This is a genomic window from Kordia sp. (assembly GCF_965283645.1).
In the GTDB taxonomy this organism is placed as follows: Bacteria; Bacteroidota; Bacteroidia; order Flavobacteriales; family Flavobacteriaceae; genus Kordia.
This window is the reverse complement of the sequence record NZ_CBDIPG010000001.1, coordinates 89,217-105,905: the sequence shown is the minus strand read 5'-3', so window position 1 is coordinate 105,905 and position 16,689 is coordinate 89,217. Positions and strand designations below refer to the sequence as shown.

The following is a 16,689-nucleotide window of genomic DNA, read 5'->3' as shown; positions in this document are numbered from 1 at the left end:
GTTTTTTTAGATATTAAATCAGATGTGTTGAAATTAAAAAAAGCTCAATACTATATATTGAGCTTTTTAAATTATTTATTCTTTTATACGTTCCATGTAGGAACCTTTTTCAGTCTCTATTTTTATTTTGTCTCCTTCATTGATGAATAAAGGAACATTTACTCTTGCACCAGTTTCCACTGTTGCAGGTTTTGTAGCATTTGTTGCTGTATTACCCTTTACACCTGGCTCCGTATGTGTTACTTCTAAAATAACACTTGCTGGCATATCTACTGATAATGGCAAACTGTCTTCCGAATTGATTAGGATTTTAACATTTTCTCCTTCCTTTAATAATTCTGGAGCATCTAAGGTCGATTTTTGAAGTGTGATTTGGTTGTAATCAGATGTGTTCATAAAGTGAAACGTATCACCATCACTATAAAGATACTGGAAAGTATGTGTTTCTACACGAACATCTTCAATTTTGTGTCCAGAAGAAAATGTATTGTCAATTACTTTTCCTGTAGTTACACTTTTTAATTTTGTACGCACAAACGCAGGACCTTTTCCTGGTTTTACATGTAAAAATTCTATGATTTTAAATATGTCGTGATTGTAACGAATGCACAATCCTTTTCTAATGTCTGATGTTGATGCCATTGGTAATAGTTTTATTTTTTAGTTTGAAGCAATATATCCTTTCATGATACCTCTGTGCGAGTTTTTGATGAATTGTAATATTTCATCACGCTCAGTAGTAGCTTCCATTTCTGCTTCAATAATTTCAGCAGCTTGTGTATTATTGTAATTTTTTTGGTATAGTATTCTAAAGATGTTTTGAATTTCGCGAATTTTTTCTGTTGTAAATCCTCTTCTACGCAAACCAACTGAGTTGATTCCGACATACGATAATGGTTCACGCGCCGCTTTTACATATGGAGGAACATCTTTTCGAACCAACGATCCACCTGTTACAAATGCGTGATTTCCTATGGAACAAAATTGATGCACAGCGGTCATTCCTGCTAAGATTACATGATCGCCAACAGTGATATGTCCTGCTAATGTACTATTGTTTGAAAATATACAGTTATCGCCCACAATACAATCGTGCGCAACGTGGCAATATGCCATGATGAGGCAATTTTTACCAATTTTAGTTTTCATGCGATCTGTAGTACCTTTATTGATAGTTACACATTCACGTATGGTTGTATTATCGCCAATTTCTGCAATAGTATCTTCTCCTTGGTATTTTAAGTCTTGTGGTGGTGCTGATATTACTGAACCTGGAAAGATGTTACAATTTTTCCCAATTCGTGCGCCTTCCATGATGGTTACATTTGAACCGATCCAAGTTCCTTCACCAATGATCACATTGTTATGGATGGTTGTAAAAGGCTCTACAACTACATTTTTGGCGATTTTTGCTCCTGGATGAACGTATGCTAAAGGTTGATTCATCTACTCTGTTTTAGTTATTCTTCTCGTTAGATTCTGTACACAGTAATTTACTGTGTTACTTTTTTACTATGTCTTCTTCTTTTTTTCGTGCAATTTGCGCCATTAGTTCTGCTTCCGCAACAACTTTTCCGTTAGCATATGCAAATCCACGCATGTGGCAGATTCCTCTTCGTATTGGAGTTATTAATTCCGTTTTGAAAATTAACGTATCACCAGGGACAACTTTTTGCTTGAATTTTACTTTGTCAATCTTCATGAAGAATGTCAGGTAATTTTCTGGATCTGGAACTGTACTTAATACAAGTATTCCTCCTGTTTGCGCCATTGCTTCTACTTGTAAAACACCTGGCATTACTGGTGCTCCAGGAAAGTGTCCTACAAAAAATGGCTCGTTCATTGTCACATTTTTCACACCAACCACATGACGATCAGATAATTCTAATATTTTGTCAATGAGTAAAAATGGTGGTCTGTGCGGTAACATTGTCATGATTTGATTGATGTCCATTAACGGAGTTTTGTGCAAATCATACGTTGGAACGTTGTTACGCTTTTCTATTTTGATAATTTTTGCTAGTTTTTTAGCAAATTGAGTATTTACAAAGTGTCCTGGCTTGTTGGCAATTACTTTTCCACGAATACGTGTACCAACTAAGGCTAAATCACCTATTACGTCTAGTAATTTGTGACGCGCCGCTTCGTTCGGATGGTGTAATGTTAGGTTGTCAAGAATTCCATTCGGTTTTACCGCAATATCATCTTTTCCAAAGGCAATTCTTAGTTTGTCCATTGTTTCTGGAGATAGTTCTTTATCTACATATACAATGGCATTGTTTAAGTCGCCACCTTTTATTAAACCGTGTTCAAGCAACATTTCTAGTTCATGTAAGAAACTGAATGTTCGTGAACTTGCAATGTCATTTTTGAAGTCCGAAATGTGTTTTAGTGTCGCATTTTGCGTTCCTAATACTTTCGTGCCAAAATCGACCATTGTTGTCACTTGGTATTCATCAGAAGGAATGATTGTGATTTCGCTTCCTGTTTCTTCATCGATGTATGAGATGACATCTTTTATGATGTATTCTTCTCTTGGCTTGTCTTGCGCAACAATTCCTGCTTCTTCTAAAGCTTCTAAGAAAAATTTTGCCGAACCGTCCATAATTGGCGGTTCAGATTCGTTTAATTCTATGAGAACGTTGTCAATTTCCAAACCAACTAATGCCGCAAGTACATGCTCACAAGTTTGAATTTTTACACCTCTTTTTTCCAAAACTGTTCCGCGCTGTGTGTTTACAACGTAGTTTGCATCTGCTTCAATGATTGGAGTTCCTTCTAAATCGACACGCATAAAAGCGTATCCATGATTTACTGGCGCAGGTTTGAACGTTAAAAATACTTCTTTACCTGTGTGCAACCCAACACCTTTTAGAGATATTTCTTTGGCTATGGTTTTTTGTTTAACAATAATTTCACTCATTGTTGTTTATTTTTTTTTCTAGTTGATTGATTGTCTTTACTATTTTTGGGAAGTTTTTGAAGTATACATACGATTTGTTGTAATCTCCATAATTTAAAGCTGGTGAACCTTGTAATGTTTCTCCATCTTTTACATTTCTTCCAACTCCTGATTGTGCTTGAATTTTTACATTGTCGCCAATTGTGATATGTCCGGCTATACCTACTTGTCCGCCAATCATGCAATTTTCGCCAATTTTGGCAGATCCTGCAACTCCAGTTTGCGCGGCAATAACGGTATTTTTACCAATTTCTACATTGTGCGCAATTTGAATTTGATTGTCAAGCTTCACTCCTTTTCTGATTAGTGTGGAACCTAGTGTTGCTCTATCAATTGTAGTTCCGGCGCCAATATCAACATTTGCTTCCAGAATTACGTTTCCAGTTTGCGGTACTTTTTGATATTCTCCTTTTTCATTCGGCGCAAAGCCAAATCCGTCTGCACCAACTATTGCTCCACTATGAATTACGCAATTGTCGCCAATTACAGATTCTGAGTATATTTTAGCTCCAGCAAATATAACTACATTGTTTCCAATAGTTACATTATCGCCAATATAAGCATTTGGATATACTTTTACATAATCACCAATTGTAACATTATCGCCCATGTATGAAAACGCTCCAAAGTAGAGTTCTTTTCCGTACGTAGCTGATTCTGAAATAAAAGCAGGTTGCTCTATTCCTATTTTGTTAAGCTTCACTTTATTGTAATATTCTAACAGCTTTGAAAACGACTTGTAAGCATCTTCAACCTTTATCAACGTTGTGACTACTTCTTCTTCAGGATCAAAATCTTTATTTACAATTGTAATAGAAGCACGCGTGCTATATATGTACTGTGTGTATTTAGGATTTGCTAAGAAAGTTAGTGAACCTTCTGTGCCTTCTTCTATTTTTGAAAGTTTGGATACTTCAGTATTTGGATCACCTACGATGTCTCCTTCTAATATACCCGCTATTTGTGTGGCTGTAAACTTCATTCTGGCAAAAGTATAAAAAAACTACTAAAGTTTATCTTTTGGATAACATATATAATATTTCGTGACTAGTTTTGAGAGTGCTTTTAGGTTTAATTGGTCGGAAGCTTTGACAACATCCTGAATTTTTCCAGTCTTCATGAGAATGTTTATATTCTGACTTGTAGTTTTGTATGCTTGATTGGATATTTCTCCAGAAAACACAAAGTACGCGGCTTCAGCTTCGGAAATATTGTGTTTTTCTATCAAGCTTTGGGTTTCATTTCTAATTTTTTTGGCGGCAATTGGTTTGTTTTTGATTTTGATTCGTAATAAATCTCTGTTGATAATCATTTTACAAAGATTGGAGAGCACAAAATCGTCTTCATTCATCCATTCTTTCATTGCAGCTACAATATCATAATCGTCTAGCTTTGCAAATGTGTCTAGTACGTCGTAATTGAAATCTTCTATAGAAATTTCATTCTGAATAAAAAAAGACAACGCAGCACTTGCCTGTAATTTTGTTCCTTGCAGTGTTAACTCTTTTGCTCTTTTTAATACGCGAATTAGCAATTGTTCTGCAACTAAACTTGTTTTGTGTAAGTATACTTGCCAATACATTAATCGGCGAGCAACTAGAAATTTTTCAACCGAATAGATTCCTTTTTCTTCAATCACTAATTCATCATCTACAACGCTTAACATTGTAATGATTCGTTCCGAATTGATGTTTCCTTCGGCGACTCCTGTATAAAAACTGTCACGCTTTAAATAATCGGCTCTATCCATATCAATTTGACCAGAAATTAGCTGATACATGAATTTTCGTGGATAATTTCCTTTAAATATTTCGATGGCAAGCGTTAAACTTCCGTTAAATTCTGTATTTAATTGTTCCATTAGTAGCAATGAAATCTCTTCATGGTGCACACTATTTACAATACTATGTTCCATGGCATGCGAGAAAGGCCCGTGACCAATATCGTGTAATAATATAGCAATTAGTAAGGCTTGTTTTTCTTCTTCAGAAATTTCAACACCTTTAAAACAAAGGACTTGGATTGCTTTTTGCATTAAATGCATACAACCCAACGCATGATGAAATCGTGTATGGTGCGCGCCAGGATATACTAAGTATGACATGCCCATTTGTGAAATTCTGCGCAAGCGCTGAAAATATTTATGTTCGATAAGATCGAAAATAAGCGGATTGGGAATTGTAATAAATCCGTAAATTGGGTCGTTTAAAATTTTAAGCTTATTTCTAGTATTCAACTTGTACTTTTTTATACGTTTTTTAGACTAAGCACAAATATAAGTACATTAATAACACACCTTACTAATAATTTACTAAATAAAGACATACATGAGTGCATTCAAGATTCTTTGGGTTGATGATGAAATTGATTTATTAAAACCTCACATTCTCTTTTTAGAGAAGAAAAATTATGAAGTTACCAAATGTACAAGCGGTACAGAGGCAATTGAATTGATTGACGAACACAATTTTGATATTGTTTTTTTAGATGAAAACATGCCTGGCTTAACAGGAATTGAAACACTTTCGGAGTTAAAAGCAAAGCAAAATAATCTTCCTGTTGTAATGATTACAAAGAGTGAAGAAGAATATATTATGGAAGAAGCCATTGGCTCTAAGATTGCAGATTATTTGATAAAACCTGTAAATCCGAATCAGATTTTATTGAGTTTGAAGAAAAATTTAGACCATTCGCGTTTGATTTCTGAGAAGACAACTTCTAATTATCAGCAAGAATTCAGAAAGATTGCTATGGATATGGCCATGGTAAATACCATTGAAGAATGGATTGAGTTGTATCAAAAATTGATTTATTGGGAATTGCAATTGGAAGATATTGAAGATACTGGAATGTTTGAAATTCTGGAATCTCAGAAACATGAAGCCAATGTTCAGTTTGGAAAATTTATTGATCGTAATTATCCAGATTGGTTTGGAAACGAAGAAGCGCCAATAATGTCGCATACTTTGTTTAGAGAATTGGTAGCTCCAGAAATCAGTAAAGCACAACCAACTTTATTAGTTGTGGTAGATAATTTACGATACGATCAATGGAAAGCGTTTGAACCTATTGTAAATACACATTACAAAAAAGAAAAAGAAGTTCCGTTTGTGAGTATTTTACCAACGGCGACACAATACGCTAGAAATGCTATATTTTCAGGTTTAATGCCATCTGACATGGAAAAATTACATCCAGAATATTGGAAGAATGATACTGATGAAGGCGGGAAAAATTTACATGAAAATGATTTCTTAAAAGCACAATTAAAGCGTTTAGGATTAAACATCAAACATGAATATCATAAAATTACAAGTTTAAAAGGCGGTAGGAAGCTTGCAGATAACTTTAAATCGCAAAAAGATAATGACTTAACCGTTGTTGTTTATAATTTCGTAGACATGCTCTCACATGCTAAAACCGAAATGGATGTTGTAAAAGAGTTGGCTTCAGATGATAAAGCGTATCGTTCGTTAACGCAAAGTTGGTTCAAAAATTCTCCGTTGTTAGATATTATACAACAATCGCAACGTTTAGGTTTTAAACTAATTATCACAACTGATCATGGAACAATAAACGTAAAGCATCCTTCCAAAGTTGTTGGAGACAAAAACACCAGTTTGAATTTACGTTACAAAACGGGACGAAGTTTAACCTATGAACAAAAAGATGTATTGGCGGCTAAAGATCCGAAAAATATACATTTGCCAGTAATTAACATGAGCAGTTCATTCATTTTTGCAAAGACAGATTTATTTTTTGCGTATCCAAATAACTATAATCATTACGTAAGTTATTACAGAAATACCTACCAACATGGTGGTGTTTCGTTGGAAGAAATGATTATCCCATTTGCTGTTTTATCGCCAAGATAACGTCATAAAAGTAAGCTCGATAATAGATTTTACAAGGAATTAGAGAAATTTTATTTAAATTTGGGGGACGCCTAAAAAATGAAATACTTGTGCAAAAGGAATTTAATCTCACTCAAATTGATGAAATAGCGACAGCTATTTTAGCGCAATCAAAGCACAAAATTATTGCTTTTCACGGTGAAATGGGTGTTGGAAAAACGACACTCATTAAAGTTTTGGCAAAGCAATTAGGTGTACATGAACTGACTAATAGTCCAACATTTTCAATTGTAAACGAGTATCGCACACCAAACGATATCGTATATCACTTTGATTGTTATCGAATAGAAGACGAGGTTGAAGCCTATGATATTGGCATTGAAGATTACTTATATAGTGATGCTTGGTGCTTTATAGAATGGCCTGAACGCATTAAAAATCTATTACCTAACGATATTACGGAGGTTACTATTGAAAAAATCAACGAACAATTACGATCTATTCGTCTAAAAAATTGAACACTTTAGCGAAAACTAAGAACTATAACCTAAAAATAAACCATAAAGACTGACAAACAAATGACTTTTGTAGTATATTGAATGAAAATTCTTATAGATACTTAAAAAGAGAAAAACTGGTAAAAATACGTAGAAAATAAAATATGGTAATTTCCTAAAAACCAATTGTTTAAATGGATAAGTTTGCATCATCGTAAAACTAAAACCTAAAACAAAATGAAATTAAGAAATTATGTATTCGCAGCAGTAGTATTTGCATCAGTAACATTTGTGTCTTGTAACCCAGATAGCATTGCAGACGAAGACAACCCATACCAAACAGAAGAAGGAATCAGAAAAGATAAAATCAAGGCTCCGCCGCAATCTAATTAATAAAGCAATAATAAGAGACACTATTGTTGTTATAATAATTGCTATTACACCATATATATTTCAATTATACGAAAGCTTACCCAGTGAACAGATTTGGAGAAATGACTATTTTGAAATTACAAGTAATTATTATGAAGATGTTAGAACTGCCATGTGGGTATACATGGGTAAAATTATACCTTTAATATTAGTTATTATTTGGTTTTTAACATGTAAAAATTGGTGGTATCATATAATATTAATACCAATAGCTATGTTTTCCTTTCAATTATATTCATCTTTCTACAGAGATACATATATTGATGAAATTGAAATCTATTATGTGATTCCTATTATGATGATAATCATTCCTATAGTTTATTTGATTAGGGCTAAACTATTTGACAAACTAGTTAATGGAATAGATCTAAAGAAAATTGAAGCTGAATTAGAAGAGTATAGGCGCAAAGAACAAGAACAGCAAAATTCATCAACATAAAAATAAGTTCATTGAAATAAATTTAAGATATACTATTTTCTACGTATTTTCGTTCAGCAGTGATAAAACTAGCAAAAATACGTAGAAAATATATTATGCTTTTTTTAAAGGGAACATTTGGTTATTCAATAAGTTTGACCCATCGTTAAACTAAATAATCTAAAATAAACAGATGAAAACTAAATTCTACCTTTACCTATTAGCAGCCGTATCAACAATTTTATTTGTATCTTGTAATCCAGATAGCATTGCTGATGAAGACAACCCATACGAAACAGAACAAGGAGTCGAAAGATCAAAAATTAAAGCCCATCACCAAGATTAATAAAAGTTTAGTTTTAGGTACAATAGTTGCCATTATAATAGCAGTTTCACCCTATATATTTTACCTATACAAAGGACTTCCAAGAACAAAAATTTGGCAAAATCCATTTTTTACCTACAAGGTTGAATATTATGAAGATGTTAATATTTATTTTTGGCTTTTATTAGCAAGATTTATACCATTTCTACTATTAGTATTATGGTTTTTCACTTGTAAACATTGGTGGTATCATGTTATTCTAATACCTGTGGCAATGTATGCATTTCAATTATTTACTGTTCTTAATAACGAATCAGATTACATTGATGAAATGGAAATTGCGTGGATAATTCCAATAATGATGATAATTATACCTTTTGTGTATTTAATAAGAATAAAATTATTCGACAAACTCGTACTAGGAATTGATTTAAAGAAAATAGAAGCTGAACTTGACGAATATGATCGGAAAGAAAAAGAAGCTCAAAATAAAATAGAAACTAAATAATTACGTATATTCGCGAAAATACTTACGTAAAACATATAAAAAATTATAAATTCTACGGCTTTTGTTCACTTGACTAAAATTGAACAAAAGTACGTAGAAAATATATATTGCTAATTTTCTGATAATTAGTTGGTTATTCAATAAGTTTGACCCATCGTTAAACTAAATAAACTAATTATCACATGAAAACTAAATTCTACCTTTACATTTTAGCAGCCATATCAACAATATTATTTGTATCTTGTAACCCAGACAGTATTGCTGATGAAGACAATCCATACGAAACAGAACAAACAGTCGACAGAACGAAAATCAGGGTCCCTCGTCACGGGTAGTATAATTGCTATTATCATAGCAATATCACCCTATATATTTTATTTATACGAGAGTTTTCCAAACGAGCAAGTTTGGGAAACTTTTTTGTTTACATTTAAAAGTAAATACAGCCTATATGATACTGCATGGGTATTTTTTGGAAAATTAGTACCTCTTATTTTTCTCATATTGTGGTTTTTCACATGTAGAGATTGGTGGTATCATGTTATTTTGATTCCAATTGCAATGTATTCATTCCAAATATTAGCTTTAATAAATGAAGAACGAGATATTGATGAAACCGAAATCTATTGGCTAATCCCAATTATGATGATTATAATTCCTTCTGTTTATTTAATTCGAATTAAACTATTTGATAAATATGTGTATGGAATTGATCTCAAAAAAATTGACGCAGAACTCGCAGAATACGAACGAAAAGAACAAGAAATGTTAGAAGAAAATAAATAGTATTTTTTTACTTCATATTTATTTGTAACTTCATGTTTTAACCAATTGTAATGCTTCATGGCAGAATCTTTATCACCATTCACCAAACAACAATTACTTCCACAAGAAGAAACGCTTGAAATTCTAAAACACAAGCAAGAATTATTTATCGGAATTCCAAAGGAAACCTCGTATCAAGAGAAACGTGTTTGCTTAACTCCTGACGCAGTTGCCGCAATTGTTGCACACGGACATCGTGTCTTAATTGAAAGTTGCGCTGGAAAAGAGGCTAATTTTTCCGATAAAGATTATACAAAAGCTGGTGCAGAAATCACAAACGATACACAAAAAGTGTTCTCCTGCCCTATTATTCTCAAAGTTGAACCACCAACCTTAGACGAATTACAATTATTAAACCCACAAACGATTTTAATTTCTGCTTTACAAATTAAAATACGCTCAAAGAAATATTTTGAAATTTTAGCAAGCAAACGCGTTACAGCACTTGCTTTTGAGTACATCAGAGATGAAGATGGTACGTATCCTGCCGTACGTTCACTAAGTGAAATTGCAGGAACTGCCTCAGTATTAATCGCTTCCGAATTAATGGCTAATGTCAATAATGGCAACGGATTGATGTTAGGAAATATTAGCGGAGTTCCGCCAGCTGAAGTTGTAATTGTTGGCGCCGGAACTGTTGGTGAATTTGCCGCACGTTCCGCTTTAGGGCTTGGTGCAAATATTAAAGTTTTTGATAATTCTATCACAAAATTACGTTGTATTCAAACCAATTTAGGAAGACCAGTTTACACTTCTACCATTCAACCTAAAAATTTATTGAAAGCACTAAAACGTTGTGATGTGTTAATTGGTGCCGTTCGCGGAAAAAACAGATCGCCAATTCTTGTGACTGAAACGATGGTTGAACACATGAAAAAAGGCGCCGTTATTATAGATGTGAGTATTGATATGGGCGGTTGCATTGAAACAAGTGAAATCACAACACACGACCATCCTACCTTTGAAAAGTATGGTGTTATTCATTATTGTGTTCCAAATATTCCAGCAAGATACTCCAGAACTGCCTCTGTATCAATAAGTAACATATTTACACCGTATTTATTAAAAATTGCTGATGATGGCGGATTAGAAAATTCGCTTCGTTTTGACAAAGGATTGAAAAATGGTTTGTACTTTTACCACGGAGTTTTAACTAATAAATCTGTGGCAGATTGGTTTAGTCTTCCATATACAGATATTAATTTTCTAATTTTTTAGTGCATGAGCAGTCTTTTAAGACGTACAGGTTTTTATTTAGGTGGCGTTGCTATTGGTTTGGTTATTTTTGCTTTTCTAATTCGCGGACGTGGTGTAAAATGTGAATTTAATTATCTTCCAAACGCACGTACACTAAAAAATATTCGAATGAAAGCGCGTCAATTTTCTCCTGAAATCAGACAATTGATTGATAATAAAGAGATTGACACTTCCGAAATTTCAAATATTCTCACGTATGGAGATGTTGATTTCTCCAGAAGTAAAATTAAAGTTGATAGCTGTAAATTATATATTATTGAAGGAATGCTTCGCAATAAAGAAGTTGAACTTACAATTTTAAATTGCGACAGCACTGCTCAAATTAAGACTATTAAAATGGTTGAATAACCAATTTCTTATTGCTTTAAGTTTCCATAGATATCAAGCTCAATAGCGTCTCCTTTTCCAAACTTATTAATTTGTTCAAGTTGTGTTTCTTTGTCTCCAACAACTAAGTAAAACATCTCTGACTCATCCATATATTCACTTATAACATTTTGAAAATCAGATAATTTCATATCTACCAACTCTTTTTGATCTTCTTCTAAATAGCTAAATGATCTATCATATTTACTAATTTGCCTAAGAATTCCAATTTTATCATTTAATTCCTCAAAATCTTTCGCACTACTTTTTAAGACTTTATTTTTTGTGATTTCAACTTCATTTTCAGCAAAATTAGCAGCATAATTACCTATTAAATCCTTAATGATTTTTAATGAAGGCAATGTAGCATTTGCACGTACACTTGTTTGTGCAACAAAAGGAGCTTTTTCTTTTAATCGCTGTAAAAACGAATAGGCTCCATAAGTATATCCTTTTTCAATTCGTAAGGTTTGAAATAAGCGTCCGCTTGATCCGCCACCAAGAATTTGATTTGTATATCCTAAGTTATTATAGTTTGGATCAGCTTCTGAAATTGCTAGTTTTCCTGTGTAAATAACAGATTGTTTTGCACCTGGAAAGTCTATAAAAAATAATTTCCCTGCATGTTCTTGTTTTGGCAATTCATACGATGGAAACGAAACATCTTTCACTTTCCACTTTTCTCCAAGGTTTGCAAAAGAACCATCTACTTTCGTTTTATTGATCGCTCCTGCAACATGAATATCAACTAAATTGGCCGCCATATTTTTAGTATAATATTCTTTTAAATCATTCAAAGTGATATTTTTCACGGTTTCTATCGTTCCAATACTTGGAATTCCAAGAATATGATCATCGCCGTAGATAAGCTTTCTAAACGACTGATAGGCAATGGTTCTAGGATTTGCTTCTCTTCCTTTAAGATTTGTTAATAAAGCAGTTTTCAACCTAGAAAATTCAGCTTCATCCCATCTTGGATGCAACACAATTTCTTCTATTAATTTTACAGTTTTACTGAAGTTTTTCGCTAAACAATCACCAACAATAGAAATTCCTTCATCTCCACTTCTAATTCTAATATTTGCGCCTAACAGCTCAATTGCCGCTTCTAATTCTGAAGGAGTTTTAAATTCGGTTCCTTCAATTAACAAATTACTAAGCAAATTTGCCAATCCAGCTTTTTCTTTTGGATCTAAATAATGTCCGCCATCAATAGTAATATTGAAAGAAACCAACGGAACTTCATTGTTTTCAATTCCATATACTTTGATTCCGTTTGCAAGTTCACTTGTCCAAATTTCTGGCGATTTAAACAATGGCAAATCGCCAAATGGTGGCTCAGAACGATCGTGTTTTGTTACTGTTTTTTCATAACTCGCCTCTTCTCCTTGCCCAACTTCTTCATGCGCTTTTCCTTGCACAATTTCTTCTTGATAAACTTTTGCTTTTACAGCATCTTTCATTACCAAATTAGTTTGACCTTTAGGTACAAAAGAAGTCATTACATAATTTTTTCCTTTGATATAAGTATTGTAAACCCTAATTACATCTTCTTTTGTAACTTCTTTCGTGTATGTTGCATCTTTCAATATGTGCGCAGGATCGTTAGCATATACATTTCCGTTTGCTAATGAAAAAGCTTTGTCCTTTACAGATTCATTTCCTTTGTATAAATTAACTTCTTGCTGTGCTTTAATTCTCTCTAATTGCGATTCATCAAAATTAGCTTCAAAATCTACCAATGCTTTATCAATTGCGTTTTTTACCTCATTTAAATCTACACCTGCATTTCCTCGTACTATAAAGATAAATTCTCCAGCCAATTCACTACTTGAGTTTCCTGATAATACTCTTGGCGCTAATTTTTTGGAAGTAACAATTTCTTTATATAAAGGAGATTTTTTGCTTCCGCTTAGCATTTCCCCTAAAATATCTAATGCATATTGATCTTTATGATACATTTCAACCGTTGGAAATACCAAACGAATTTCTGGTAATTTGGCAAAGTTATCTTCAAAATATAACGATTTTGTTTCCGTTAAAGTTACAGGCATTGGTGTTAGTTTCTTAACCTCTTTTCCTTTTTTGATTTCGCCAAACCACTTTTTAACTGATTTTTTTGTTTCTTCTATATCAATATCACCTGCAATTACCAACGTTGCGTTGTTTGGACCATAATAGTCATTATAAAATTCTTTTACATCTTCTAGTGTTGCAGCTTGTAAATCTGGCAAAGAGCCAATTACTGTCCAATTATATGGATGGTTTTTAGGATATAAATTTGCACGAACTATTTCAGTAGTAAAACCATACGGAACGTTGTCATAATTTTGACGTTTTTCATTCTTTACAACCTGTTTTTCACGCTCTAATGCTTCTTTAGTAACCGTATTAATCATGTATCCCAACCGATCAGAATCTATCCAAAGAATTTTTTCAAAAGCATCTTTCGGTACAACTTCATAGTAAATAGTTCCGTCTGACCAAGTTCCACCATTTCGAGTTCCTCCCCATTCTGGAATTACTTTTCTATTGGAACCTCTTGGTACATTTTCAGAATCATTAAATGCCATGTGCTCAAAAAAGTGTGCAAATCCTGTTTTTCCAGGTTTTTCTCTATTAGAACCAACGTGCATTAACGTAGCTACAGCCACCATAGGATCTGAATGATCTTCATGAAGCACAACTTCCAATCCATTAGCTAACGTAAACTTTTCGTATGATAACGTAAAATTTATTTCTTCTTCGGTTTCTATGGGTTTTTCGTCTTTGCATGCGTACATAAATACTATCAATAGCATGGCAAACGTTAATTTTGAATGGTTGGTTTTCATAGGTTGGTAATTTGTTGGTTATAGTTTGGTGGTATAAAAAAAGGAAAATGTATACTACAATTTCCTTCGTTTCTTTTCTTGTTTTAACAAGCTTAACTCTCTTGATGTCTGACCTGCTACAGAGGTGTTTTCTTCTGCTCTTCTAATTAAATACGGCATTACATCTCTTACAGGACCGAATGGTAAGTATTTAGCAACATTATATCCTTCAGCCGCTAAATTAAAACTAATGTGATCGCTCATTCCGTATAATTGACCAAACCAAACACGTGAATCGTGATTTTCAATGTGCTTCGTTTTCATAATTTCTGCCACTTTGTATGAACTTGCTTCATTATGCGTTCCCGCAAAAATTGCCATACAATCCAAATGATCTAACATGTACATTACACCAGCATCAAAGTTTTCATCTGTTGCCTGTTTTGAAATACAAATGGGGGATTTGTATCCGAGTTCTTCTGCTCTTTTATTTTCTTTTTCCATGTATGCACCACGCACTAATTTCATTCCAATATGAAATCCTTGTGCTTTTGCATCCATGTGTAATTGTTTTAAATATTCTAATCGATCCCAACGATACATCTGCAATGTGTTGTAAACAATTGGTTTCTCTTTGTTATATTTTCGCATCATAGTTGCAACAATGTCGTCAGCCGCATCTTGCATCCAGCTTTCTTCTCCGTCAATTAACAAAGCAACATCCATTTCGTGTGCTTTTTTACAAACCACATCAAAACGATTTATAACGCAGTTCCATTCATCTTGTTCGTCTGAAGTTAACTCTTTTCCTTCTCCAACTTTTTGATATAATGAAATTCGTCCAAATCCAGTTGGTTTAAAAACCGCAAACGGAATTGCTTGTTTTTCTTTCACAAACCTTAAAATTTTTAAGATTTTTTCTAACGTTGCATCAAACTGTTCTTCTTCTTCTTTTCCTTCAACAGAATAATCTAAAACGCTACATACGCCTTTTTCAAACATTTTGTCTACTACAGGAATACATTCTTCTTCTGAAGTTCCGCCACAAAAATGATCAAAAACGGTCGCTCTAATCAAGCTTTCTACTGGCAAATGTGCTTTGATAGCAAAATTTGTTACCGCTGTTCCAATACGAACAAGTGGCTGATTTGCGATAAGTTTAAATAAAAAATAAGCTCTTTCGAGTTGAGAATCTGTTTTTAGTGCAAAAGCATTCTCGGTATTATTAAAAATTTGGTCCATTTATAAATAATTGCTATCACAAATATAGTTATTGAATTATTATTTTTTTGTTTAAAAAAGGCTTTATTTTGTGACGATATAAAGTTTTTTTTAGTTTATGAATTCTATTCAAGCAGCGAATTATTTCGTTCATTTCAATTCAAATTGTTACACGAAACTCCACGAACACTTACAAGATAGTAATTATTCTAAGATTTTTATCTTAGTTGATACACATACGCACGAACATTGCTTGCCAAATTTCTTAGCGGTATTGGCTACAGAAACGCCTATAGAAGTAATTGAAATTGCTCCAGGAGAAATTCATAAAAATATTGAAACATGTACAGGCGTTTGGAATGTGCTTTCTGAATTGGATGCAGATAGAAAAAGCTTGATGATTAATGTTGGTGGCGGCGTTGTTACAGATCTTGGTGGATTTGTTGCTTCTACTTTTAAACGTGGAATTTCCTATATAAATGTCCCAACTTCTTTATTATCAATGGTTGATGCTTCCGTTGGCGGAAAAACAGGTGTTGATTTAGGAACACTAAAAAATCAAATTGGCGTGATTAATATCCCAGAAATGGTTTTGATTGACACTGCATTTTTGAACACATTGCCCGCAAATCAAATGCGAAGTGGTTTAGCCGAAATGTTGAAACATGGCTTAATTTACGATGAAACCTATTGGAAGAAAATGATTGATCTTTCAAGTTTTACAATTGAAGATTTGGACATTTTGATTCATGAATCGGTTCAAATTAAAAATAAAGTTGTGACTGAAGATCCAACAGAAAAAGGGCTTCGAAAAATTTTGAATTTTGGTCATACACTTGGACACGCTATTGAATCGTATTTGTTAACACACGAAACAAAAGAAGCGCTTTTGCACGGTGAAGCCATTGCTGTCGGAATGATTTTAGCTTGCTATATTTCAAACAAACAAGAGCAATTTCCAACAGAAAAGTTAACCGAAATTAAAAAGGTTATTCTAGATATGTATGGTAAAGTTCAGTTTGATGATTCTGATTATGAGACGATTATCGACCTTATGAAATATGATAAAAAGAATTCACACGGAAACATCAATTTTGTATTATTAAACGACATCGGATTGCCTGTTTTGGATAAAATTGTGCCAAATTCTACAATTAAAGACGCTTTTCATTTTTACAATTCTTAACCTTAAAAAGACGTTAAGGTGACAT

The 16,689-nt window shown here is 33.2% G+C and carries 15 protein-coding genes; 8 read left to right on the top strand and 7 right to left on the bottom strand.

Annotated elements, in window-relative coordinates; all coding sequences use genetic code 11:
- Positions 1-75: 75 nt before the first annotated feature.
- From efp to ACQ654_RS00475, 5 genes are read right to left on the bottom strand one after another with little or no spacing between them, the layout of a single operon-like run.
- Positions 76-642: an elongation factor P gene (efp, locus tag ACQ654_RS00495; protein ID WP_430408343.1), complete on the bottom strand. Its 567-nt coding sequence runs from the start codon at positions 640-642 to the stop codon at positions 76-78.
- A gap of 18 nt (positions 643-660) precedes the next feature.
- Complete coding sequence (lpxA, locus tag ACQ654_RS00490) at positions 661-1,446, bottom strand: acyl-ACP--UDP-N-acetylglucosamine O-acyltransferase (protein WP_430408342.1); 786 nt, start codon at positions 1,444-1,446, stop codon at positions 661-663.
- 55 nt (positions 1,447-1,501) lie between these two features.
- Positions 1,502-2,923, bottom strand: coding sequence for a bifunctional UDP-3-O-[3-hydroxymyristoyl] N-acetylglucosamine deacetylase/3-hydroxyacyl-ACP dehydratase (locus tag ACQ654_RS00485; protein WP_430408341.1), 1,422 nt, complete (start codon positions 2,921-2,923; stop codon positions 1,502-1,504).
- On the bottom strand, positions 2,916-3,944 hold the full coding sequence (lpxD, locus tag ACQ654_RS00480) for a UDP-3-O-(3-hydroxymyristoyl)glucosamine N-acyltransferase (RefSeq protein WP_430408340.1): 1,029 nt from the start codon (positions 3,942-3,944) through the stop codon (positions 2,916-2,918). The genes ACQ654_RS00485 and lpxD overlap by 8 nt, the downstream gene beginning before the upstream one ends.
- A 24-nt stretch (positions 3,945-3,968) precedes the next feature.
- Positions 3,969-5,198: an HD domain-containing protein gene (locus tag ACQ654_RS00475; RefSeq protein WP_430408339.1), complete on the bottom strand. Its 1,230-nt coding sequence runs from the start codon at positions 5,196-5,198 to the stop codon at positions 3,969-3,971.
- Positions 5,199-5,289: 91 nt separating this feature from the next.
- On the opposite strand from ACQ654_RS00475, the gene ACQ654_RS00470 reads away from it, so the two are divergent.
- The 7 genes from ACQ654_RS00470 (at position 5,290) to ACQ654_RS00440 (ending at position 11,426) form a co-directional block, all read left to right on the top strand.
- Entirely contained in the window at positions 5,290-6,837 is a 1,548-nt protein-coding gene (locus ACQ654_RS00470) for a response regulator (RefSeq protein WP_430408338.1), read from the top strand.
- A gap of 83 nt (positions 6,838-6,920) precedes the next feature.
- The gene (gene tsaE, locus ACQ654_RS00465; protein WP_430412988.1) at positions 6,921-7,334 is read left to right on the top strand and encodes a tRNA (adenosine(37)-N6)-threonylcarbamoyltransferase complex ATPase subunit type 1 TsaE; all 414 of its coding nucleotides are present in this window, start codon (positions 6,921-6,923) and stop codon (positions 7,332-7,334) included.
- Between the two features lie 292 nt (positions 7,335-7,626).
- Entirely contained in the window at positions 7,627-8,184 is a 558-nt protein-coding gene (locus ACQ654_RS00460) for a hypothetical protein (RefSeq protein ID WP_430408337.1), read from the top strand.
- 254 nt (positions 8,185-8,438) lie between these two features.
- Complete coding sequence (locus tag ACQ654_RS00455; protein ID WP_430408336.1) at positions 8,439-8,996, top strand: hypothetical protein; 558 nt, start codon at positions 8,439-8,441, stop codon at positions 8,994-8,996.
- Between the two features lie 264 nt (positions 8,997-9,260).
- Positions 9,261-9,782 carry a hypothetical protein gene (locus ACQ654_RS00450; RefSeq protein WP_430408335.1) on the top strand — a complete coding sequence of 174 codons (522 nt, stop codon included), beginning with the start codon at positions 9,261-9,263 and terminating at the stop codon, positions 9,780-9,782.
- Between the two features lie 57 nt (positions 9,783-9,839).
- A complete protein-coding gene (locus tag ACQ654_RS00445) occupies positions 9,840-11,039 on the top strand; it encodes an alanine dehydrogenase (protein ID WP_430408334.1) in 1,200 nt (399 codons plus the stop codon).
- A 3-nt stretch (positions 11,040-11,042) separates the two neighbouring features.
- Positions 11,043-11,426: a hypothetical protein gene (locus ACQ654_RS00440; RefSeq protein ID WP_430408333.1), complete on the top strand. Its 384-nt coding sequence runs from the start codon at positions 11,043-11,045 to the stop codon at positions 11,424-11,426.
- Positions 11,427-11,434: 8 nt separating this feature from the next.
- On the opposite strand, the gene ACQ654_RS00435 is transcribed toward ACQ654_RS00440, so the two are convergent.
- Entirely contained in the window at positions 11,435-14,278 is a 2,844-nt protein-coding gene (locus tag ACQ654_RS00435; protein WP_430408332.1) for a M16 family metallopeptidase, read from the bottom strand.
- A 54-nt stretch (positions 14,279-14,332) separates the two neighbouring features.
- A complete protein-coding gene (locus ACQ654_RS00430; RefSeq protein WP_430408331.1) occupies positions 14,333-15,499 on the bottom strand; it encodes a proline dehydrogenase family protein in 1,167 nt (388 codons plus the stop codon).
- Positions 15,500-15,596: 97 nt separating this feature from the next.
- Here ACQ654_RS00430 and aroB point away from each other — a divergent pair, with 97 nt between their 5' ends.
- Complete coding sequence (aroB, locus tag ACQ654_RS00425; protein ID WP_430408330.1) at positions 15,597-16,664, top strand: 3-dehydroquinate synthase; 1,068 nt, start codon at positions 15,597-15,599, stop codon at positions 16,662-16,664.
- Positions 16,665-16,689 lie beyond the last annotated feature (25 nt).